The sequence below is a fragment of the Pantoea sp. FN0305 genome, from assembly GCF_050113845.1.
GTDB lineage: Bacteria > Pseudomonadota > Gammaproteobacteria > Enterobacterales > Enterobacteriaceae > Mixta > Mixta alhagi.
Genome location: NZ_JBNJSN010000001.1, coordinates 1 through 21,914 on the forward strand (window position 1 = coordinate 1; position 21,914 = coordinate 21,914).

Here is a 21,914-nt window from a genome sequence, read left to right on the forward strand (position 1 = left end):
CCGGGTGTGTAAGCGCAGCGATGCGTTGAGCTAACCGGTACTAATGACCCGTGAGGCTTAACCTTACAACGCCGGAAGCGTTTTGGGGAATTGAGAATTTTCAGTGTTGTTGACGGATATGCGTGCGTGGCCCCTGCGGGCGGCGTGCGGAAACAGAATTTGCCTGGCGGCGAGAGCGCGATGGTCCCACCTGACCCCATGCCGAACTCAGAAGTGAAACGCCGCAGCGCCGATGGTAGTGTGGGGCCTCCCCATGCGAGAGTAGGGAACTGCCAGGCATCAGATAACGACGGAGCCTCAGCGAAAGCTGAGGCTTTTTCGTGTCTGCAGTTTACCGCCACTCTGCGACTTTACGCTGCTTTTCATCACTATAGTTCCGAAAACTATCCGTTTCCTTTACTATTTCAGCCTGCCGGGAAGCAATAATATCTGCTACTTCACAAAACCGATCCTTGAAAACAAAACATTTTATTAACATCGCCCTTTAATGCTTTACTGTTTTTTTAGCCTTTTAGGCAGCAAGGAACTACAGTGAGGCACAATATGGCTGATGTTATAACCACCAGTAAGCAAACCGAAGAGCTGGCAGCGGGATCCCACAAAGCCCGTATTCGCGCAATCATCGGTGCATCGTCAGGCAATCTTGTCGAATGGTTTGATTTCTACGTTTACTCTTTTTGCTCCCTCTATTTCGCGCATATTTTTTTCCCAACGGGAAACCCTACCACGCAACTGGTACAAACTGCCGGCGTTTTCGCTGCGGGTTTTTTAATGCGTCCGATTGGTGGATGGCTTTTTGGCTGGATTGGCGATCGTCATGGACGTAAAACCTCCATGCTGATCTCTGTCTGCATGATGTGTTTCGGCTCCCTGGTTATCGCCTGTTTACCTGGCTACGCCACCTTAGGAGTCTGGGCGCCGATACTGCTGCTGCTGGCACGTCTGTTTCAGGGATTATCGGTAGGCGGAGAATATGGCACCAGCGCGACCTATATGAGCGAGGTCGCGATAGAAGGGCGCAAAGGTTATTACGCATCCTTTCAGTATGTTACCCTGATCGGTGGCCAACTGCTGGCACTGCTTACCGTGGTGGTATTACAGCATGTGCTGGAACCGGAAGCGCTGCGTAGCTGGGGATGGCGTATTCCTTTTGCGCTGGGGGCGGTGCTGGCGATCGTTGCGCTCTTTCTGCGGCGTTCGCTAAACGAAACAACCAGCGATAAAACACGACAGCATCAGGATGCCGGTCGGCTACGAGGTTTATGGAAACATCGGCGCGCTTTTTTAATGGTGCTGGGTTTTACCGCTGGCGGCTCCCTGAGTTTCTACACCTTCACCACCTATATGCAAAAATATTTGGTCAATACCGCCGGTATGGATGCCAAAAGCGCCAGTGCATTGATGACCCTGGCGCTGTTTATTTTTATGCTTATTCAGCCGCTGATGGGCGCGTTATCCGACCGAATCGGGCGTCGTAACTCCATGTTGATGTTTGGTGCCGGTGCGACGCTGTGCACGGTGCCGATCCTGACGCTGCTTCAGAATAGCAAAAGCAGCTGGCTGATATTTATATTGGTTATGCTAGCGCTTCTGATTACCAGCTTTTATACCTCTATCAGTGGCATAGTTAAAGCCGAGATGTTTCCACCGGAAGTACGCGCGCTGGGCGTTGGTCTTTCATATGCGGTGGCGAATGCTATTTTTGGCGGCTCGGCGGAATATGTCGCGCTGTCGCTCAAGGCTGCGGGAAACGAGACCTGGTTTTTTTGGTATGTTTCGGTGATGGGCGCGCTGGCGTTGCTGGTATCGCTGATGCTACACCGTAAAGGGCAGGGCATGAAACTCTAAATTACTGACCCGTATTCCACAGCGCAAAGCCGGCCGCTGCGCCGGCAATATCCCAGCTCATGTCCTTCCAGCTCCAGCCGCTTCCTTCCGGGCGGCTGTCATAAAATTCTTTGGCTGCGCCAAGACCAAAGGCAAACATCAATCCGAAACTGTTGCTGTGATGCTGCGACCAGTTTTGCTGCTGCCCATATTCGTTGCCAGCGGCAGAGAGAAGCGCAGAACCAATAAAATGCTGGACTTTATCCTGACCGGTCCAGCGATCCTGCGCCATGTGGCTACATCCCGTACAGCATAAGCATATTAAGATCATTGCTATTCTCATTGCCGCTCCTGAATCAGAAAGAGACATTAAGGCGGGATATCACATCCTGTGGTTTACAGAATACGGCTTATCAGTCGGTCAATTCTGATTCGGCGCAGCCGTCTGATTAGCTTGCGTACCTTTACCGGATAGTCGGCAATACTGTCGAGATCGCGAAAATGTTTGACCACGCTGGTATGCTGGCGAATTAGCGACAGCTCACGCTCGCGCTGCTCCGCCAGCTGCTGTAGAGGATCATGGATCAACACCGCATTTTCCAGATCCAGGCGCCAGGCGCGCGGGTTAAGGTTGTTGCCGGTAATCAGCATCCACTCCTCGTCCACCCACATTCCCTTGAGGTGATAGCTGTTTTCACCATCTTTCCACAGGCGCACGGTCAGCTGACCATTACTCACGTAGTATTGCAGCCTGCTCAGGAAACGTCGCAGATTAATCTCATACAAATAGGGCAGCGCGCCGATAATTTTAAACGGTTGATCTTCGGGAATATAAAAATCATTTGCCGTTTTATCGCCAACGATAATTTCCACTTCTTTCCCCTGACGCAACAGCCAGATAATATTGCGCACCAGAATCGCCGGCAGATTGAAATAAGGCGTACAGAGCGTCAGCTTATGTTCCGTACAGGGCATCAAATGATAGATGGTTTTATTCAGCAGGCTACGCTTTCCCAGCCCAACCAGCGGCGTTACCGCCAGCTCTTCGTTACCGGCATTCGGGGTAAAAATGTAATCAAAACCGCGCAGATCCTGGCGGAACTGGCGGGTTTCATTTTTGATTTCCGGGCTTTTGGGCCGCTCATGACGATCGAGCCGATGGACCGCGACAGCACTTTTCAGGTTGCGATCGATCCATTCAAACATAGTATTGGCTAATTGCGGATTACGAATCAGCTGATAGCGATCGTAGCGATATTTGTCATGTTGGTGCAGATAGACGTCATTGATACTGGCACCGCTGTAGAGCAGCGTATCGTCAATGATAAAGCCTTTCAGATGCAGCACGCCCAACGCTTCCCGGGTATTAACCGGGATCCCGTATACCGGAATAGCAATATCCGGATGCTGGCTGGCCATATCGCAATACCAGTCGGCGTTCGTCACGCCTTTAGCATCACCGATACGGCCACGCTGTGCCCGATGCCAGTCAACCAGGACACTGATATCCAGTTCCGGGCGCGCGCGTCTGGCAGCGTAAAGCGCGGACAGAACGGCGCGTCCGGCATCATCATTTTCCAGATAGAGCGCGACAATGCAGATGCGTTTTGTTGCACTGGCGATTTTTTCCAGCAGCGTAGCGCGGAACTCGGATGGCGAGTAAAGCGTGGTTACATCAGCAACTGACTGAGACAGTTTGGGCAGCTGTGCAAGGTGTTGTTGGTGTTTATTGCGCTTAAATTTGGACAACATCACAGTGCGCTTCTTCTCTATTCATTGAGTGGTCTTCTGCCATAACATCATGGTTCTAACCGACAATATTAACATTAACACGGCGCAAAGGGCGATCTTCACAAGTTAATGTTGCTCGCCAGCGTGAGTAAGAGGCAGATGCAGACTAACGATACCATCCTCCAGCTGCACATCTACGCTGAATCCCAGCTTTTTCGCCAGGGTAATCATGCCCTGGTTATTGGGCATGGTAATACCATTTAACTGCAACAGGCCATGACTACGGGTATAAGCCAGCATTTTTTCCAGCAGGCGTCTGCCAAGCCCCAGACCTTTTAAATCCGAGCGTACCAGGATAGAAAACTCCGCATCAATATTGTCCGCATCAGAAATGGCCCGGGTCACGCCGATAATTGCCTTCTCGCCCTGCTGTTCACGCACGGCAACAAAAGCCATTTCTCGATCGTAGTCGATTTGCGTCATATTGGCTAAATCCTCATGGGTAAACTCATTGATCTCGCTAAAGTAGCGATAGTAGAGATCTTCTTTGGTTACCTGAGCAATAAAGCGCTGCAATAACGGCTCATCTTCCGGCAGGATGGGGCGGAGCAGACAACGTTCACCGTTTTTCATGGTGATCCACTCCTCCAGGGTATGCGGATAAGGGCGAATAGCGAGCCGCGATTCATTGACGCCATTAAATCTGGCCAGCGTCAGGGTGACATCCAGCAGGGTAAACTCATCACCAGCGGCCAGGAGAGGATGTATATCAAGCCGCTGGATCTCCGGGCAATCTACGATCAGGTTAGAAACCTGTACCAGTACCTGGCTTAACGCCGCGATATCCAGCGGTCGCAGTGCGCTGCGACCGCGAATCTTACCCTTCTTAATCGCCTGAATAACCAGATAGCGCGCCAGGGTCATATTAAGCGGCGGCAGCGCCACAGAAGCGTGCCGATCCGCCTGCCACTCTACGCCCCCTTCGCCCAGCATAATCACCGGGCCGAACAGCGGATCCTGTTCAACCACGATCCGCAGCTCCTGAGCTCCGGCGCGATTTGCCATGCTCTGTACCAGCAACCCATGGATCCTTGCCTGCGGCCAGGCCAGCTTCACCCGATCGATAATGGCATTGGCCGCCTGCTGAACCTCACCTGGAGTGCGCAGATAAAGCATAACGCCCTGAACATCAGATTTATGGGGGATATCCGGCGACCGCAGCTTCAGCGCGACGGGATAACCGATTTGACCGGCAATATGCACGGCTTCAGCGCTGTCGCCAGCGATCCAGGTCGGCAGCGTAGTCAGGCCATAAGCCTGCATAATAGCCTGCACCTCATGGGTATCCAGCTGCGTGGCCCCTTCGTCTAACGCCTGCTGAATCAGCTGGTGAGCGTAAGCGGTATCCTGTTTCAGCGTGATCGGCAGGGCAGGAGTTTCACGCAGTTGTTTTTGGTTACGACGGTACTCCACCATATGCATAAAGGCGGTTACCGTACCCTCGGGCGTACGATAGGTGGGGATTGCCGCATCGCTGAACGCCCGACGCGCTTCCAGTGAAGAGTATTCGCCGCACCAGTTGGTCAATAGTGTCAGGCTTTTGCCGCGCGGGTGCTGTTTAATCAGCTCTATCAGCCGAAGTGCGGTTTCGGTAGCGGGCGCGACAGCGCTGGGAGCATGAATAATCATCAGCGCATCCAGCTCATGACAGTCAAGCAGGGCGGCAACCGCCTGCAGATAGCGTTCCGGCGTGGCATCATCTTTCAAATCGAGCGGATTATCCGGGACGATTTCCACAGGAAGCTGAGCGCGTAGCGTTGCCTGCGTCGCGTTATCAAGCTGGGCCAGTTTGCCGCTACGCAGCTGTAACGCATCCAACGCCAGCGCAGCGGGTGCCGCACCATTGCTCACGATCATTAACCGCTCGCCGCGTAGCGGACGCATATGACTTAAGGTTTCCACCGCTGAGAACAGCTCATGCGTATCCTGCACCCGTAGCAGACCCGCTCGCTGAATAGCCGCGTCCCAGGCGGCATCCAGCCCGGCATGCGTTTTCAGTAACGCCTGCGCCTGCGGGCTACGACCACTTTTAATCACCAGAATGGGTTTATTGCGCGAGGCGCTACGGGCGGCGGAAACAAACCGGCGCGCATCGCTGAGATGCTCCAGATAAAGCAGAATTGCGCTGGTTTTGCCGTCACGCGCCAGGAAGTCGAGCAGATCGTCAATATCAGTATCCAGGCTATCCCCCAGGGCGATAAACCAGGAGAAGCCGAGCTGACGCTGCTGCGCCCAGTCAAGAATGGTATTGGAAACGGCCGCCGACTGGGAAACAAAGGCCAGCTTGCCTTTTAAGATGGGAACCGGGGAGAAACTGGCATTCAGTCCCTGCCACGGGGCAAGCAGGCCAAGACTGTTGGGGCCAAGCAGACGAATTTGCCAGCGGCTGGCGCAGGCTTTCAGTTCCGGCTGCTGGCTTTCCGGGGCGGAAAGAATAATACAGGCTTTGCAGCCTTTTTCACCCAGCTGCTGTAGCAGGGCAAGATTACGGCTGGCATTGGTACAGATCACCGCCAGCTCAGGCGCAAAGGGCAAACTGGCAACATCTGGCCAGGCGAGCACACCCGATACTGCCTTATATTTCGGCGTAACGGGCAGAACCGGGCCGCTAAAACCGCCGGCCAGCAGGTTACGCATCATCAGATAACCTGCCCGCCCGGGCTTTATTGAGGCGCCAATAACGGCAATAGATTTAGGGCGTAACAGCGCTTCCAGTCCACGTTGACTCATTTCCTGTCCCTCAGGCGATAGTTAAGCTGAGTCTAAACGCTTTCTGTTTCATCTGCCGTGAGATGAACCGGATGATGAGGTTTTCCTGCCAGATAGCGCTGGCGAAACAGCGTAAAGTGGGCGCTGAGCGCCTGAGCGGCAGCTTCATCGCCTGCCTGGCGCAGCAGTTCAGCTGCCACCTCGGCGGTACAGTGTTGTCCCGCACCGTGGGCCTCACGCAGCGTATAGCCGGAAGGCGTAGTCAGGCGTAACGACATCACCGGCAAGGCATCCAGCCAGGGGCTTTTGCGAAACATTTTCCGCGCCTCGGTCCAGGTGCCGTCCAGCATAATAAACAGCGGCGGCTTGCCGCTTAACGGCGGACTATTTAACACCAGGCGATCGCTATCGGCATAGGATTCGGGAAACACCACCATCGGCTGATAGTCACTATTTGCTACAGCAGCCAGCAATGCCGGATCAGGTTCAATGCGTGACCAGCCGAAAGCCTGTGTATCAGGAAGAATATCGGCAATCAGACGGCCAGTATTGCTTGGCTTCATGGGCTCGGTATCAAACATGACCAGGCAGAAACGGCTGCGTGCGGACTGCACGACAATTTCACTGCACAGACAGAGCTTTTGCGGCAACAGGCAGCCCTGGCAGCGTTGAACACGATTGCCACGAGCGAGAAAAGGACGGGTAGCGCGCGCCAGGCGCTCGGCGCGCAGGCGTAAAACGGCGTTATGGGTCATTACATTGAACTGGCAAAAACGCCATTGTAGCGGGAAGTGGGCAGGAAGCGTAGCGCGGCTGACAGGGCCAGCCGCTATTATTACAGCGCTTCGTCCAGCCACTCATTAAATGGCGCTTTCGGCATCGCGCCGTTCAGCATGTCGGCCAGTTCGCCCTGCTTGAACAGCATAATGGTAGGAATGCTGCGAATGCGGAAACGAGCGCTGAGCGCGGGCTCAGCTTCGGTATTTACTTTTAAAAAGCGCACCTTACCGCTGCGTTCGCTGGCCACATCTTCATAAATGGGGGCGAAGTTAACGCAGGGACCGCACCACGGCGCCCAGAAATCAACCACTACCGGCAGGTCGTCCTGCAGATATTTATCCAGCGTGTTGGCGGTGGCATTGATGACTTCACCATCAAACAGCTCGTTACCGCAGCGACCACACCTGGCTCCATCGGCAATGCGCTCTTCCGGAACGCGGTTCGTTGCCTGACAGGATGCACATACCGTATTCATTTATCACCTCAGGGTTTAATCGTTAACAACGCATTAAACTGCTAATTTTATGCGTAAGCTTAATTATCAGTCGGCTGCTATCGGGCAACAACATGGAATAGTCAATGAATATAATAGTTGGCGACTTTTAGCGGAAGTTGATGGCATACAACCTGTGCTTCAGGTAATCTTCGCGCTTCGCGCTCAGCAGGTGGAGGAACAGATGAACGACGAATTCAAAGGTAAAAGCGGCAAAGTCAAAGTGATGTATGTTCGCGGTGATGATAACAATGATAAACGCGGACAAAATCCCCGTACGGGCAAAGGCAGTAGGCCCGGCGCTGACCGTCAGGAAGGAAGCCGTCGTCCATCGCGTCAGTCTGAAAGCCCGGCACGCGGCGGACGCGACGGTAAGTTCCGTGGCGACCGCGAGCGCGATCGTGATGAGCTGCCGCGTGGCGAGTCGCCGTGGCGCACCGTTTCTCGCGCGCCGAATGAAGAGGCTAAACCCGATCATGGCGGCATCAGCGGCAAAAGTTTTATCGATCCGGGTCAGCTGCGTCGTCAGCGTCTGGAAGAGACTCGCGTCTACGGTGAAAACGCCTGTCAGGCGCTGTTTCTGAGCCGTCCGGAATGCATCGTGCGTGCCTGGTTCGTTCAGAGCGTTACGCCGCGTTTCCGCGAGGCGCTGCGTTGGCTGGCAGCTAACCGCAAAGCCTATCATGTAGTGGATGAAGCCGAACTGGAGAAAGCCTCCGGGACTGAGCATCATGGTGGCGTCTGCTTCCTGATTAAAAAACGCGTTGGCACACCGGTCAGCGACTGGCTGGCAACGGATCGTGAGCAGGATTGCGTTCTGGCGCTGGAAAATGTCGGCAACCCGCACAATATCGGCGGCATTATGCGCAGCAGCGCGCATTTTGGCGTGAAGGGTTTGCTGGTGGATGATGCGGCAGTGCTGGAGTCGGGCGCGGCGGTACGTACCGCTGAAGGCGGCGCCGAGCATGTACAGGCATTGAGCGCGAAGAGCTTTGTTGCGGGTCTGGAAGCATTCCGCAATGCGGGTTACACCATTGTCACCACCTCCAGCCACAAAGGCAGCACGCCGTTAACGCAGGCAAAACTGCCGGCGAAAATGGTGCTGGTGCTGGGGCAGGAGAGCGATGGCCTGACTGAGTCTGCGCTGCAGCAGGGTGATCTGAGCGTGTCGATTGACGGTACCGGCAAAGTAGAAAGCCTGAACGTGTCGGTTGCGACCGGCATTCTGCTGGCGGAGTGGTGGCGTCAGAACCACTAAGCCGCACGCGGGCAGGTAATCAAAAAAAACGGACATTAGGCCCGTAATGCCAGGCAGTTAAGGATCGGTTGAACGATCCCGTGGCTGTATATGAATCCGGAGACATTTCTGTTTCCGGATTTTTTTATACATTTTTTCAGGATAGACGTTGTTCACTGGTACGCTCCGTTTCGTAATCTTCCCGTTTCTCTAAGCGGCTTTAACCCTGAATCATCAACCGCTTTCTTGCCAGGCCTGGCGCCGTGATGCTTAAAACCGTTGCCTGTGCCGTCACTCAGGCCCGAAAGGTAGCGCTTTTATTACTCGCTCTAATACAGTCCGCAGCCACTTCAGCGGCATATCGTTATCGGAACATTTATGCCACAGCAGCGAGAGCGTAATCTCCGGCGTCTCTACCGGAACGGGGCTACAACGTAATCCGTAATGAGAAACCCAATCGGCAGCCAGCCCAGAGGGCACGGTCGCCAACGCGGGTATGCGTTTCAAAAGAGGGGGTAAAGAGGAAAAGTGCGGCGTAACGTAACGAACCCTGCGTGATTTTCCCTGCAATGCTAATTGCTCATCCACAGCGCTCCACGTTGATCCGCGATACGAAACCAGTACGTGATCATGTTCTACATAATTTCCCACTGTCAGCGGCGCTTCCAGCGAAAGCTGTGCAGGGTGCCAGAGCGTACAAAAATTGAGTGAACGGATATTTTCACGCCTTAACGTGGCGGCAGCGCTCTGACCAACCGAAATAGCCAGATCTATCTCCCTTTGGAGAACGTGCTCACTGTCACGGAAAGGATCGCTGGCCTTCACCTGCAGAATTATTCCCGGCGCCTCACGTATTACACATGCCTGCAATTCTGGCATCAGCCAACGCTCAACCCAGTCGCTCATACCAAGACGAAAAACATGGGTTGCATTCGCAGGCGTAAATGAGGGGGGTTGAAACAGAATATGCTGCATCTGTTCCATTAATGGTCCGAGTGCAGCAATAAGCGCTTCGGCACGCGGCGTGGGGATCATCCCTCCTGCGGTGCGAACAAACAGAGGATCGTCAAACATTTCACGCAATCTGGCCAGCGCATTACTGACCGCTGGCTGCCCGAGATGCAGTTTTTCAGCTGTACGTGACACGCTGCCTTCCCGCTGCAGTACGAACAGCACCGTCAGCAAATTTAGATCGATACGATGAAAATCATTTTCTCTGATAGTGAACATTATATTAATCAATTTGAATGATAGTGGTTTGCTGAGGATACTGCCGATCACCTTCAAATGACATTTTAGTGGGGACTTTAATGAAAATTATACTGACGCTGATCGCGACACTTATCTTTTCCAGCCAACTCCTGGCTGCCGAACAGACCAGTGCACTGAATGAACAGGCTCCCGGTTACTATCGTATGAAACTGGGAAAACTGCGCATTACCGCCGTATCTGACGGCACGGTGACGATACCGTTGAATACATTGCTGACTAACATTTCACCAGAAAAATTACGTCAGGCGATGGCCAGAGATGCAATGACGCCGCAAGCAGAGACGTCGATTAATGCCTATGTAATAGACGATGGCAAAAAGCGCATTTTAGTGGATACAGGTGCAGGAGAGCTGTTCGGAAACAGGGGAGGGCATCTGTTGGCAAACCTTGCAGCAGCAGGTTATCCATCTGAATCAATAGATGCCGTCTTGCTTACTCATATTCACGCAGATCACTCCGCTGGCGTGTCACGCTCGGGCAAGCTCGCATTTCCAAATGCTGACGTGTATGTGGATAAACGAGATGTAGATTTCTGGCTTAACCCCTCTAATGTCAATCAGGTAGAGGCGGGTGAGGCACACACTTTTGCTGAAAGTGAACGAACCCTTCGCCCGGTTATCAATGCCGGCCGGTTAAAAACATTTCTGGCACCTGCAACACTGGTAAACGGAATACGTGCTGAGCCCGCTGCTGGTCATACACCAGGAAGTGTGCTGTATCGTGTGGAAAGTGAAGGTCAGACACTGGTGTTATGGGGAGATATTATCCACGCCAGGGCGGTACAGATGTCAGATCCGCACGTTGCAATCCATTTTGACGTAAACCGCCAGCAGGCAATTAAAACGCGGGAACGGATACTCAAACAGGCTGCGGAACAGGGTTATTGGGTAGCTGCCGCACATATTTCGTTTCCGGGACTTGGTCACGTAAAACGTGAGGGTAGCGGTTATCGCTGGGTGGAAAGTAACTATACGACCCAGTTAGGACAATAGCGTTTCAGTTCCGTTTCGAATACTTACGCATTCTGAATACCTGTATCAAGCCGGGCCTCAACCACGGCGTCAGAATTTGCAGCGGTGCGGCTGTTATGAGAATTATCAATGGCCGTAGTTATGCCTGCGTGAATATTTGAGTCAATTGAGCTCTGAATGTATTAGGGCTGTAACAGCAGCCCTGTGCCGGCGAAGACGATTTACACACTGGCGTTTATTTCGATACCTGCACGCCGATTATTACCGGAAAATAAGTACTATGAGCCATCCAAAGCTCACAATGAAAATTGTGGGTTACGATGTTAACGCTAAGGTCATATTTGACCTTATGTCAGTTACTGACTCAGTTCAGAATTAGTTATTAATCTGCGATAGCGCCATGATTTGTAGGCGAGTATAGGCGATTGTATGAATACGACAACCGCAATACCACAAAGTAGACCTATTGAGCCTGCAAATACGCTTTCATCTGAGCCGAAAATAATAAGCAAACCCCAAATGGCTAAACAGCACAATACAACGCTACTGGCTAGAATGAAGCGGTTAGCCAGATCTTGTATGGCTTCAGCTAGTGAGCCACCATAACTCTGGGTATTGGTTTTAATTTTTAGAAGATCAGCGTTGCTAAAACCCGACTTCAATAGATCTGCCTCGCTTACTTTCATAACGTTCTCACCCTTCATCATTAAAATTTTACAAAAAGCACATGGCGAGTAGATATGAAACTTGCCGACAAACTGACCCGCGGCAGGTGGAGCTTTACCCTCCACTTTAATACGTTATGTAACAAACCACACAAACAACCGAGGGCCGCATTACGGCCCTGAACAGAAAGAACCAGGCCCGCTTTTCGCTCATATGAAAGTTAACGTACCATGGGCTGTAACAAACAGCATCCATACTCCTTATAAGGCCACCAAAGGAGAAGAAATTTCGTATGCGAACCCCTGATTATCCTTCCCGGGACTCTGATAAATGGGCACAGGTTGATACCTGGTTTGCTGAAAAGCTCGCCCCTGAAGGAGCAGATTTAAAATACACTCTTATTAATAACGCAGAGCAAGGATTACCTTCGCACGATGTGTCTGCTTTACAGGGAAAAATGCTGGCGCTCTTCATTCAAATGACACGCGCTGTCCGCGTTCTTGAAATAGGAACCCTTGGAGGTTACAGCACGATTTGGATGGCCAAAGCTTTACCCCAACATGGAAGCGTAACAACCATTGAATTCAATAAGCATCATGCAGAGGTTGCCCGCCAGAATATAAACAATGCAGGATTAACTGAGCGCGTTGAGCTTTATACCGGTGCTGCACTTGATGTCTTACCCACGCTTAAAGCCCCCTTTGACCTTATTTTTATCGATGCTGATAAAGTGAATAATCCACGCTATCTGGAATGGGCAATAAAACTGTCCCAACAAAATACGGTTATCGTCGGGGATAATTCAGTACGCGGCGGTAGTGTGATTGAATCCGATAGTGAGGATCCTAATGTACGGGGGCTGAGAGAATTTGTTCAGATGATTTCAGAAGACGAGCGCCTTGAAGCTACAGCAATCCAGACCGTCGGTGAAAAGGGATGGGATGGTTTCGTCATGGCGATAGTTAAAGACAGATAATTATCCAACTGACCAAAACAGGTTCGCTCCTCGCTCAAAGCAGCAGACGAACGCATTCCACGTTCCAATAAAAAAGGCTGCTATCTCAGGTGAGATAGCAGCCTTGAACCATTGTTAATCTTAACTCACCAGCATTAAGCCCATTTTTTATGGCTGAATATCAGTGCGCGCCGCCACCACCGCCGCCAGAGGTGAAAGGCGGACGGGCAAACCAAATCAGCGCCAGCAGAATCAGGAAGATCCCGGCAGAGGCCCAGAATATCTCGTTAGCAGAAATAATCAGCCCCTGATTAGTGATCTGCTGAGCGATATAGCCAGAGGCCTGCTGCTGCGTCATGCCCAGCTGTTCCAGCTGGCGATAGGTTTCCTGCGCATTAGGGTTATAAGGATTAACCGACTCGGCGAGATAGCTGTGATGCATCGATTCGCGATTGGTCCACATAGTGGTGGTAATCGACGTACCAATCGAACCGGCCAGGGTACGCAAAAAGTTCGACAGGCTGGATGCGGCAGCCAGACGTTCCGGCGGCAGTCCCGATAGCGTAATGGTGGTCAGCGGCATAAAGAAGCAGGCTACCGCCAGCCCCTGGATAAACTGCGGCCAGGCAGCTGCGCCGAAATCCATTCCCGGCTCGAAAGTGTAGGCGCGCCAGTAAAAACAGACGGCATACATAATAAAGCTGAAGGCAACCAGGCGGCGCATATCGATCTTATGGGCAAAGCGGCCGATAATCGGCGACAGAAGCACCGGGAAGATGCCCACCGGCGCAGAAGCCAGCCCGGCCCAGGTTGCCGTATAGCCATACACTTCCTGCAGCAGCTGCGGCAGCAGCACGATAGAGCCAAAATAGAGCATATAGGCCAGGCTTATCGACAAACAGCCAATGGTGAAGTTACGCGATTTAAACAGCGTCAGATCCACCACAGGATGATCGTCAGTCATCTCCCAGACAAACAGTACCGCCAGCGCCACCACCGCCACTACCGTAAGCACGATAATTTCAGTAGAGCTAAACCAGTCCAGCTCACGCCCGCGATCCAGCATGATTTGCAGCGCACCGATACCCACCACCAGTAAAACCAGGCCCACCGTATCGATTGGCCTAATTTCAGTTTTGGTTTCACGGTGACGCAGGGTTTGCAGCGTCAGGATCGTGACCACAATGCCGATGGGCACGTTAATAAAGAAGATCCATCCCCAGTGGTAGTTATCGCTGATCCAGCCGCCAAGGATGGGACCGCAGATCGGCGCCACCACCACTGTCATTGCCCACAATGACAGAGCGATACTGCGCTTAGCGGGCGGATAGTTGCTTAGCAGCAAACTCTGCGACAGTGGGATCAGCGGGCCGGCAACCAGCCCCTGAAGCACGCGGAACAGGATCAGCATCGTCAGGCTATCCGCCACTCCGCACAGAAAGGAGGCGGCGGCAAAGGCCACGGTTGACCAGAGAAACAGTTTTACCTCGCCGATGCGTTTCGCCAGCCAGCCGGTAATCGGAATGGAGATCGCATTCGCCACGCCAAACGAAGTAATAACCCAGGTTCCCTGGGAGTTCGACGCGCCGAGGTTACCGGCGATGGTTGGAATGGCAACGTTGGCGATGGTGGAATCCAGCACCTGCATAAAGGTCGCCAGCGACAGCGCGATGGTCATCAGAACCAGCGGAGCGCCTTCAAGCGGCTTTTGCGCCATAACTGCCTCCCGGATTATTCGCCCGCATTGGCGCGAATAATCTCGCTGATTAACTGATTCACCGGCGCCAGATCGATCGCCAGCGCATCGCTCTGATAAGCGGGCGTCTGACGCACCTGGGAAGCCAGCATGCTGCCTTCTTTACTGGAGGTATCCACTTTCACCAGCGTGGAAAGGCCAATGCGCAGCGGATGCTCGGCCACTTCTTTGGTATCCAGCTCAATGCGTACCGGTAAACGCTGAACCACTTTAATCCAGTTACCGGTGGCGTTCTGCGCAGGCAGCAGCGAGAAGGCGCTGCCGGTGCCCATATCCAGGCCCACCACTTTGCCGTGATAGACCACGTCGTCGCCATAAATATCGCTGACCACCGTAGCAGGCTGACCAATGCGCACGCCTGCCAGCTGCGTTTCTTTGAAGTTGGCATCAACCCAAATCCCGGTAGCCGGCACAACGGCCATCAGTGGTGTAGAGGTGGAGATTTGTGCGCCAACCTGCACGCTGCGGCGAGAGACATAACCATCGATAGGGCTGCGGATTTCGGTGCGTTGTAAGGCCAGCCAGGCATCACGCAGCGCGGCGGCGTTCTGCTTCACCGCCGGCTGGTTTTCCAGCGAGGTATTCAGAATCGCGGCCTGGTTTGCATTATATTGCTGTACCGCCACATCCAGTTGCGCTTTTGCGGTAGCGACCGCATCGCGCGCATGTTGCAGCTCTTCGCGACCAATCAGGTTAGAGGCACCCAGCGGCTCGCGGCGTTTTAGATCCGCTTCGGCCTGCGCCAGCGCGGTTTTTTGCAGCTCGATAGTTGCCTGATACTGTTTACTGTTGATCATCTGCTGATGCGTTTGACGCACGCTGGTGGCCAGAGCGGTCTGTGCTTTTTCAAACGCCTGTTCGGCATCGGTTTTATCCAGCGTTACCAGCACATCGCCTTTCTTTACAAAGTCGGTGTTATCAAAGCCAATTTTGTTCACGCTGCCAGCGACCTGAGCCATGATCTGCACCTGATTGCCTGCCACATAGGCATCATCGGTCTCTTCAAAATGGCGCAGTACCAGGGCCCAGTAAATCAAATAAGCAACGCCAACCAGAACAAACAAAACAGCCAGAAAAATCAACGCGCCTTTACGCTTTTTCTTTTTATTGGCTGGCTGTTGCGGTTGTTGCGTTTCCGCATTCGCACTCATGCTTCTCTCCACATTTTCCACGTATACACGTATTTCGGGGTGCGCCTTTCCATGTGTGCAGGGACCCGAGCCTAAAATGCCAGCGTTAGCGCTGGCATGGATAAAAGGGGATCAAAATAACGGTTTCTGAGAGTGATTGTGTCGCAGGAATTGCTATTGGTGGGAGAGGGAAGAAATAACTTCCTCTTCATCCATCTGGTCAAGACGGTTCAATAACTTACGCGTCAGGCTTTCCAGCTGCGCTTTTTCACTGCTGCTCAGTGAGGACCACAGATATTGCAGGCTCTGATGCTGCGGAGGAAGAACCTGACGCAGGAAAGCGTTGCCTTTTTCTGTGAGATGCAGGTGCAGGCAGCGGCGATCGTTATCGCTTTCACGGCGTTCAATCCAGCCGCGTTTTTCCAGCTCATCGGCGATGCGCGTGGCATTGGTACGGGAAGAACCCAGCGCGGCGCTCAGTTCAGAAGGCTGAATGCTCTGGGTTTCCTGCGCATCCAGCGTAATCAATGCCATAAACAGTGTCTCGTTAATCCCCTGAGCTTTCAGCATCTTGTTGCGATTATCCAGCAACTTGCTCTGCATGTGCATACACAGACGCGTCAGTACGATTTCCTGGAGCGGAAAATCTTTATGACGTGTAGCACGAATATTCAGCATCTGTTCAATGGGAGTAAACGAACTTTCCATCTTAAAGGAACCTCATTAGTTGCAACTGGTAGAGTAGTGGTGATGACGAAACAGACATGAACATCTTTACCAGTAGCGATGGCTCATACGATCGCAACGTCATCATCTAAAGTTTCGGCTCACTCCATAAGCCGAAGGTTGGGCAGCATGGCTGGTTCAGCAGATCGTACAGAATCTGTCGAACCAGCCGGGCAAAATAAACCTTAAACGCACCGCTTTTAACGAATAAACATGCTTGTTGCTAATGTAACAAGCGCATGTCAGGCGCCAGTTTTGCGTAGGCTTAATGCCATCTGACAGCGATATTCTTTCCCTGGGCTGAATAATTTCTTACGAAAAAATAACTAACATGAATAAATTTACCGCTAACCATACCAGAGTGGGTTACGGCTTTATAGCCTGCCGGCACTGAAAAAAATGGCTCTTTACACTTTAATGGTTAATTATTGTGATCTTCGTAGCGGTAGCCTTGCCACCAGCTCAACAGATTAAGCAAAGTTAATAACAACCCGGCGATACAGACACCGTACCAGCCAGCAAAATGATAAGCGCTGGCAGAGATAAGCGAACCGGCGGCACCGCCGATAAAATAGCTGGTCATGTAGCCAGCCGTGAGCCGGTTGCGCGCTTCGGGCATGCGCCGATAGATGACGCTCTGGTTAGTGATATGAACGCCCTGTACCGCCAGATCCAGCAGGATAATGCCGGCAATCAGGGCCAGCAGTGAATGCGCGCCCAGGGCGGTCAGGCCCCATGATCCCAGCATTATCAGCAGCCCCAGCGTGGTGGTCAGGCGCGCTTTGCCCTGATCCGCCAGTGAACCAGCCTGACGCGCAGCCAGCGCCCCCGCCGCGCCTGCCAGGCCCAGCAGGCCGATTTCGCCTTCCGAATAGCCATAGGGCGGAGCAGCAAGTAAAAAGGCCATCGAGGTCCAGAGCACGCTGAAGTTGGCGAAGGAGAGACAACCAATAATGGCGCGCGTGCGGATAACGCGTGACTGAGCATAGAGACGGAAAATAGAACCAAGCAGCTGGGGATAGCTAAGCTCTACCGTTTGACGATAGCGTGGCAACCCGCGCCACAGCGCCAGCGCCATCAATACCATGAGCAGGCTGGCGACCCAGAATACGGCGCGCCAGCCGCCCAGTTGTGCCAGCGCACCGGCAACGGTACGTGCCAGCAGAATCCCTAGCAGCAGGCCGCTCATGACGGTACCCACCACTTTGCCTCGCTTTTCCGGCGCGGCGAGCGTGGCGGCCAGTGGCACCAGCAACTGAGCAACAACCGAAAACAGGCCGGTCAGCGCAGTACCAAGCAGCATCATGCCGAGATTATCAGAGAGCGCGGTAATCACCATGCCGCCCGCCGCCAACAGGCTCATGCCAACAATCAGTCCGCGTCGTTCCAGTCGATCGCCAAGCGGCACCAGTAGCAACAGACCGGCGGCATAGCCGAGCTGAGCAGTGGTGATAATGAAACCGGCCTGATTAACCGACAGACTAAAGCTGCGGGCAATAGTATCCAGCAGAGGCTGCGCGTAATAGTTACTGGCCACCGCCAGCCCCGTGGCGATAGACATCAGGGCCACCAGCGTTGGACTAAGCCCCTGGGATGTTGAATTCATAAGCAATAAGCATGGTTGATAAATCGTCGTCGCTAATAGTAACCCAAAAAACTATTTCATTGTTGGTTGTGTTTAACAGGACATACCAGTTTTGTTTACGTTAAACAGCGTTATCGTAACCTTTAACCGATGAAATGAAAGGATAAATAAAAAACGGGCAACATTTGTTGCCCGTCAGACCGCTGACTAGTGGCCAGTGCCGGAAGCCGAAACAATCACGCTAGCGGATCGCACCGGTATCCTGATGTGCTCTTATTTTGCTGCAGCTTTTGCACTGTCTATCCAGCGATCGAACTGCGCCTGATGCGCTTTAATCCAGCCATCAACATGCGCGTTAATCGCCTGTTCAGAAGACTGCCCCTGATGCATACGCGAGTTTTGTGCGTTGATATCGGCAATCGGCAGTTTCATCTCAGCAAACAGTCGCGCCGCCGCCGGGTTTTTCACGGCCCAGGCTTTATTGGCGACAATATGCATGGTGTTAACCGGGAAACCGTAGTTAGCGCCGTTCGGCAATTGGGTGTTCACCTCTTTCTGCGCGCCCGGCATGGAAGAGAAGGGAACCTGCAGCCAAACTACGTCGCGTCCCGGTACCAGAACATCGCTGATCCAGTAAGGGGTCCAGGTATAATAAAGGATCGGTTTGCCTTGCTTATAGCGGGCGAGGGTATCAGCCATCATCGCAGCATAATTTCCCATATTGGGCTCAACGGTCTTGCTCAGGTCAAAGGCCTGGTTCTGATGCAGGATCACCGCCTCGCAACCCCAGCCAGGCGCACAGCCGGTCATATCCGCTTTGCCGTCACCGTTGGTATCAAACAGCCGCGCCAGCTTCTCATCTTTTAGCTGATCGATGCGGGTAATATGATACTTCTCGGCGGTTTTCTTATCGATCAGGTAGCCCTGTGCGGCACCGGTAACGTAGGTTCCCTGACGATAAAACACCTTATCGCCGCCAGCGGCGCGATACATATCATCATGCAGCGGTTGCCAGTTGACGGCGGTAAAGGTGGCGTCGCCGGATGCGATCGAGGTATAACCCACGTTGTAATCTACTTCGCTCGGCTTCTCAACGCGGTAACCCAGCTTTTCCAGCGCGCGGCTAACCAGCAGCGTTTGAAAGCTCTCTTCAGAAATAGTGCTTTGGATCGGTTTAACGGTGATCCCTTTACCCGGTAAATCGGCAGCGAAAGTCGGCAGGGTAGCCAGCGAGGTCAAAGCGGTGGCCAGAAGGGCTATTTTGCGCATAGTGATTCCTTATTAATTGTTATCAGGCAGTAACGTGACGGCGTACAGCGACGCCGTCAGCGCGTTACTTGATCAGGCGGGTCAGTAAACCCAGCGGACCGGTGGCGTACCAGCGTTGGTTGCCACGGCTTCGGCTGTTGCGGCCAAAGGATTGCGTCAGGCGATCGAGGATAATAGCGAGAATAACAATACCGACGCCGCCTACGGTGGCCAGCCCCATATCAAGACGGCCAATACCGCGTAACACCATCTGCCCCAGGCCGCCGACCGCTATCATCGAAGCGATAACCACCATCGACAGCGCCAGCATCAGCGTCTGATTCACGCCAGCCATGATGGTTGGCATCGCCAGCGGCAGCTGAACCTTAAACAGCATTTGCCGTGGGTTCGCGCCAAACGACTCTGCCGCCTCGATCAGATCCGCCGGTACCTGTTTAATGCCAAGAACGGTCAGACGTACAATCGGCGGCAGGGCAAAGATAATGGTCACCACCACGCCCGGCACATTGCCGATACCAAACAGCATCACAATCGGTACCAGATAGACGAAGGCGGGCGTAGTTTGCATGGCATCCAGCAGCGGGCGAATAATACGTCCGGCGCGTTCGCTGCGCGCCAGCCAGATCCCCAGCGGCAGGCCAATAACAATACAGAACAGCAGGGCGGTTAAGACCAACGCCAGCGTAACCATCGCCTGCGACCAGGCACCGATAGCACCAATCAACACCAGGGAAATCAGGGTTGCGATGCCCATGCTGACGCTGGAGAGCTGCCAGGCGATAAGCGCAAACAGCACGATTGCAACCGGCGCAGGCATGCCCAGCAGCAGTTGCTGAAAAGCGCTCAGGATATAATCTACCGGAATGCGGATCCCCTGAAACAGCGGTCGGAAATGGCTGACGATCCAGTCGATCCCATGCGTAACCCAGCTATCAAGCGGGATCAGCGTGTGATGAAAAGGATCCAGTATATTGAAGTGTTCCGCCTGCGGCGCGGGCGCGCTGTTCAGCCAGTCGCTGTTGCTGACAACGGCGTCGTGGCCTTCAGCCGCTCCGGAAGGCGAACCCCAGGCGTCGCCGCTGCTGGGCTGGGCTGCGCCGTTGTCAACAGACGCGCCGCCGCTGGGCTGGACTGCGCCGTTATCAGCAGGCGTGCCGCCCCAGGGATCGCTGGCTGTATCGGTTGCCGCTGGCTGTGATGATGCATTTTCCCACGGATTGTTGTTTGGCTGACTCATTGCTGGCTCCCCTCGCGATCTAATGCCTGTAACAGCGTGCCTTTGGAAATAACCCCGATATACTGATCTTCGTCGCCGATAATCGGCACGGCGCACGGCGCCTGCGCCACATACGACAGCAGCTCATTCAGGGACATATCGCCAGGCACAGCGGCGGGCGCAGCAAGGATCGCGGCGTCAATGCCTGCTCCAGCCGCCAGCGCCGCCTTCAGCGAATCGGTGGAAACCACGCCAACAAACTTTTGTTTTTCCAGCACGTAGCCATATTCCCGATCTTCATCCTGCAGCAGCTTGATTGCCGAGCGTGGACCAAAGCCGGGAGATTTGCGGATCAGCGCGCTGGCGCCGCGACGGGCAATATCTTTGGCGCTAAACACATGGCTAATATCAACGCCACGGAAAAAGGTGCGCACATAGTCATTAGCGGGATTATTTAAAATTTCATCCGGCGTTCCGACCTGCACCACTTCACCGCCCTGCATAATGGCAATGCGATCGCCAATGCGCATCGCTTCATCAAGATCATGGGAAATAAAAATAATGGTGCGCTGATGTTTCGCCTGCAGTTTTACCAGCTCATCCTGCATTTCCGTACGAATTAAGGGATCGAGCGCGGAAAAAGCCTCGTCCATTAATAAAATATCAGGATTAATCGCCAGCGCGCGTGCTAATCCAACGCGCTGTCGCATACCGCCAGATAATTCATCGGGCCAGGCATGCGCATAATTTTCCAGACCGACCTGACGCAGCGCTTCCAGCGCTTTTTCCTGACGCTCCTGCTGTGGAACGCCCGCTAATTCCATACCAAAGGCGGTGTTATTCAGCACATTCATATGCGGCATCAGGGCGAATGACTGAAATACCATACTGATTTTATTTCGTCGTACTTCACGCAGCTCACTGTCAGATATTTTGGCAATATCGACTCCGTCAATGATTACCTGGCCGCGTGTCGGCTCTATCAGACGATTGAGAAGGCGAACCATAGTGGATTTTCCTGAACCGGAAAGCCCCATGATGACAAATATCTCGCCTTCTTCAATGGCCAGACTGGCATTCTTAACGCCTAAAGAGAGTCCGGTTTTTTCCAGTAACGCTTCTTTACTGATGCCCTTATCAATATATTTAAAAGCACGATCGGGATTCTCGCCGAATACTTTATAAAGATTCTTTGCTTCTAATTTAACTGCCATGCAATTTGAATATCCTGGTTGGTTAATTATTTTCGCTAATACTTGTCCTGGTGAAATTAAAGCGGCCTATACCCTAACATACTTAGAATCTCAGGCAACCCTTTGCGCGGCGCTGGGTGTCATGCTTTGAGATACGGATCTCGCGTCAGGTCAGAAGGCTCAGGGGCTACGGGGAAATAATTGCAGGCTAAAAAAAGATGAAATAAGTGAGCAGGGATGCGCGGTTTTGCCATTATTTTCTGCTGGATGCCGGTGATAAATTACAGGCGCAGAAATGGAAAAAAGCCATTATTTATAGCGAAAGTTCGCAGAGAAAT

General features: G+C 53.0%; 18 protein-coding genes and 1 rRNA gene. 5 read left to right on the top strand and 14 right to left on the bottom strand.

From position 1 onward, the window contains the following. The first annotated feature begins 162 nt into the window (after positions 1-162). Together rrf and ACQE3Y_RS00010 are read left to right on the top strand one after the other, a co-directional pair. Positions 163-278 (top strand): 5S ribosomal RNA (gene rrf / locus ACQE3Y_RS00005). A 265-nt stretch (positions 279-543) separates the two neighbouring features. Then, positions 544-1,848 (top strand): MFS family transporter, encoded by a 1,305-nt coding sequence (locus tag ACQE3Y_RS00010; protein WP_426980599.1) that lies wholly within the window; start codon positions 544-546, stop codon positions 1,846-1,848. 1 nt (position 1,849) lies between these two features. On the opposite strand, the gene ACQE3Y_RS00015 is transcribed toward ACQE3Y_RS00010, so the two are convergent. The 5 genes from ACQE3Y_RS00015 to trxC all read right to left on the bottom strand — a co-directional run bounded on the left by ACQE3Y_RS00015 (position 1,850) and on the right by trxC (position 7,582). After that, positions 1,850-2,170 (bottom strand): YfiM family lipoprotein, encoded by a 321-nt coding sequence (locus tag ACQE3Y_RS00015; protein WP_426980600.1) that lies wholly within the window; start codon positions 2,168-2,170, stop codon positions 1,850-1,852. Between the two features lie 53 nt (positions 2,171-2,223). Further along, positions 2,224-3,579 carry a CDP-diacylglycerol--serine O-phosphatidyltransferase gene (pssA, locus tag ACQE3Y_RS00020; protein WP_426980601.1) on the bottom strand — a complete coding sequence of 452 codons (1,356 nt, stop codon included), beginning with the start codon at positions 3,577-3,579 and terminating at the stop codon, positions 2,224-2,226. Positions 3,580-3,684: 105 nt separating this feature from the next. Beyond that, positions 3,685-6,348, bottom strand: a complete 2,664-nt coding sequence (locus tag ACQE3Y_RS00025) for a bifunctional acetate--CoA ligase family protein/GNAT family N-acetyltransferase (protein ID WP_426980602.1) — start codon at positions 6,346-6,348, stop codon at positions 3,685-3,687. A 32-nt stretch (positions 6,349-6,380) separates the two neighbouring features. Further along, complete coding sequence (locus ACQE3Y_RS00030) at positions 6,381-7,082, bottom strand: tRNA-uridine aminocarboxypropyltransferase (protein WP_426980603.1); 702 nt, start codon at positions 7,080-7,082, stop codon at positions 6,381-6,383. An 80-nt stretch (positions 7,083-7,162) separates the two neighbouring features. Next, positions 7,163-7,582: a thioredoxin TrxC gene (gene trxC / locus ACQE3Y_RS00035; protein ID WP_250650708.1), complete on the bottom strand. Its 420-nt coding sequence runs from the start codon at positions 7,580-7,582 to the stop codon at positions 7,163-7,165. Positions 7,583-7,784: 202 nt separating this feature from the next. Here trxC and ACQE3Y_RS00040 point away from each other — a divergent pair, with 202 nt between their 5' ends. Beyond that, on the top strand, positions 7,785-8,858 hold the full coding sequence (locus ACQE3Y_RS00040) for a tRNA/rRNA methyltransferase (RefSeq protein ID WP_250650707.1): 1,074 nt from the start codon (positions 7,785-7,787) through the stop codon (positions 8,856-8,858). Positions 8,859-9,128: 270 nt separating this feature from the next. On the opposite strand, the gene ACQE3Y_RS00045 is transcribed toward ACQE3Y_RS00040, so the two are convergent. Next, a complete protein-coding gene (locus ACQE3Y_RS00045) occupies positions 9,129-10,067 on the bottom strand; it encodes a LysR family transcriptional regulator (RefSeq protein ID WP_426980604.1) in 939 nt (312 codons plus the stop codon). An 80-nt stretch (positions 10,068-10,147) separates the two neighbouring features. Here ACQE3Y_RS00045 and ACQE3Y_RS00050 point away from each other — a divergent pair, with 80 nt between their 5' ends. Next, the gene (locus ACQE3Y_RS00050; protein ID WP_426971512.1) at positions 10,148-11,101 is read left to right on the top strand and encodes an MBL fold metallo-hydrolase; all 954 of its coding nucleotides are present in this window, start codon (positions 10,148-10,150) and stop codon (positions 11,099-11,101) included. Positions 11,102-11,436: 335 nt separating this feature from the next. Here the strand turns inward: ACQE3Y_RS00050 and ACQE3Y_RS00055 are convergent, their stop codons facing one another. Next, on the bottom strand, positions 11,437-11,766 hold the full coding sequence (locus tag ACQE3Y_RS00055) for a hypothetical protein (RefSeq protein ID WP_426980605.1): 330 nt from the start codon (positions 11,764-11,766) through the stop codon (positions 11,437-11,439). Between the two features lie 272 nt (positions 11,767-12,038). Between ACQE3Y_RS00055 and ACQE3Y_RS00060 the strand changes: the two genes are divergently transcribed. Continuing rightward, a complete protein-coding gene (locus ACQE3Y_RS00060; RefSeq protein ID WP_426980606.1) occupies positions 12,039-12,722 on the top strand; it encodes an O-methyltransferase in 684 nt (227 codons plus the stop codon). A 160-nt stretch (positions 12,723-12,882) separates the two neighbouring features. Here the strand turns inward: ACQE3Y_RS00060 and emrB are convergent, their stop codons facing one another. The 7 genes from emrB to proV all read right to left on the bottom strand — a co-directional run bounded on the left by emrB (position 12,883) and on the right by proV (position 21,597). Next, positions 12,883-14,418, bottom strand: a complete 1,536-nt coding sequence (gene emrB / locus ACQE3Y_RS00065) for a multidrug efflux MFS transporter permease subunit EmrB (RefSeq protein ID WP_426971515.1) — start codon at positions 14,416-14,418, stop codon at positions 12,883-12,885. Positions 14,419-14,432: 14 nt separating this feature from the next. After that, a complete protein-coding gene (gene emrA / locus ACQE3Y_RS00070; RefSeq protein WP_426980607.1) occupies positions 14,433-15,608 on the bottom strand; it encodes a multidrug efflux MFS transporter periplasmic adaptor subunit EmrA in 1,176 nt (391 codons plus the stop codon). Positions 15,609-15,761: 153 nt separating this feature from the next. Continuing rightward, the gene (gene mprA / locus ACQE3Y_RS00075) at positions 15,762-16,295 is read right to left on the bottom strand and encodes a transcriptional repressor MprA (RefSeq protein WP_426980609.1); all 534 of its coding nucleotides are present in this window, start codon (positions 16,293-16,295) and stop codon (positions 15,762-15,764) included. 439 nt (positions 16,296-16,734) lie between these two features. After that, entirely contained in the window at positions 16,735-17,919 is a 1,185-nt protein-coding gene (locus tag ACQE3Y_RS00080) for an MFS transporter (RefSeq protein ID WP_426980610.1), read from the bottom strand. Positions 17,920-18,171: 252 nt separating this feature from the next. Continuing rightward, positions 18,172-19,167 (bottom strand): glycine betaine/L-proline ABC transporter substrate-binding protein ProX, encoded by a 996-nt coding sequence (gene proX, locus ACQE3Y_RS00085; RefSeq protein ID WP_426971520.1) that lies wholly within the window; start codon positions 19,165-19,167, stop codon positions 18,172-18,174. Between the two features lie 64 nt (positions 19,168-19,231). Beyond that, positions 19,232-20,404: a glycine betaine/L-proline ABC transporter permease ProW gene (gene proW / locus ACQE3Y_RS00090; RefSeq protein ID WP_426980611.1), complete on the bottom strand. Its 1,173-nt coding sequence runs from the start codon at positions 20,402-20,404 to the stop codon at positions 19,232-19,234. Beyond that, positions 20,401-21,597, bottom strand: coding sequence for a glycine betaine/L-proline ABC transporter ATP-binding protein ProV (proV, locus tag ACQE3Y_RS00095; RefSeq protein WP_426980613.1), 1,197 nt, complete (start codon positions 21,595-21,597; stop codon positions 20,401-20,403). The genes proW and proV overlap by 4 nt, the downstream gene beginning before the upstream one ends. Positions 21,598-21,914: the final 317 nt, after the last annotated feature.

Coding starts and splice junctions, on each gene's coding strand:
- ACQE3Y_RS00025 (WP_426980602.1), bottom strand. CDS start 6,348: ATGAGTCAACGTGGACTGGAAGCGCTGTTACGCCCTAAATCTATTGCC.
- pssA (WP_426980601.1), bottom strand. CDS start 3,579: ATGTTGTCCAAATTTAAGCGCAATAAACACCAACAACACCTTGCACAG.
- proV (WP_426980613.1), bottom strand. CDS start 21,597: ATGGCAGTTAAATTAGAAGCAAAGAATCTTTATAAAGTATTCGGCGAG.
- emrB (WP_426971515.1), bottom strand. CDS start 14,418: ATGGCGCAAAAGCCGCTTGAAGGCGCTCCGCTGGTTCTGATGACCATC.
- ACQE3Y_RS00080 (WP_426980610.1), bottom strand. CDS start 17,919: ATGAATTCAACATCCCAGGGGCTTAGTCCAACGCTGGTGGCCCTGATG.
- ACQE3Y_RS00045 (WP_426980604.1), bottom strand. CDS start 10,067: ATGTTCACTATCAGAGAAAATGATTTTCATCGTATCGATCTAAATTTG.
- mprA (WP_426980609.1), bottom strand. CDS start 16,295: ATGGAAAGTTCGTTTACTCCCATTGAACAGATGCTGAATATTCGTGCT.
- ACQE3Y_RS00040 (WP_250650707.1), top strand. CDS start 7,785: ATGAACGACGAATTCAAAGGTAAAAGCGGCAAAGTCAAAGTGATGTAT.
- ACQE3Y_RS00060 (WP_426980606.1), top strand. CDS start 12,039: ATGCGAACCCCTGATTATCCTTCCCGGGACTCTGATAAATGGGCACAG.
- ACQE3Y_RS00010 (WP_426980599.1), top strand. CDS start 544: ATGGCTGATGTTATAACCACCAGTAAGCAAACCGAAGAGCTGGCAGCG.
- proW (WP_426980611.1), bottom strand. CDS start 20,404: ATGAGTCAGCCAAACAACAATCCGTGGGAAAATGCATCATCACAGCCA.
- proX (WP_426971520.1), bottom strand. CDS start 19,167: ATGCGCAAAATAGCCCTTCTGGCCACCGCTTTGACCTCGCTGGCTACC.
- ACQE3Y_RS00015 (WP_426980600.1), bottom strand. CDS start 2,170: ATGAGAATAGCAATGATCTTAATATGCTTATGCTGTACGGGATGTAGC.
- ACQE3Y_RS00030 (WP_426980603.1), bottom strand. CDS start 7,082: ATGACCCATAACGCCGTTTTACGCCTGCGCGCCGAGCGCCTGGCGCGC.
- ACQE3Y_RS00050 (WP_426971512.1), top strand. CDS start 10,148: ATGAAAATTATACTGACGCTGATCGCGACACTTATCTTTTCCAGCCAA.
- emrA (WP_426980607.1), bottom strand. CDS start 15,608: ATGAGTGCGAATGCGGAAACGCAACAACCGCAACAGCCAGCCAATAAA.
- trxC (WP_250650708.1), bottom strand. CDS start 7,582: ATGAATACGGTATGTGCATCCTGTCAGGCAACGAACCGCGTTCCGGAA.
- ACQE3Y_RS00055 (WP_426980605.1), bottom strand. CDS start 11,766: ATGAAAGTAAGCGAGGCAGATCTATTGAAGTCGGGTTTTAGCAACGCT.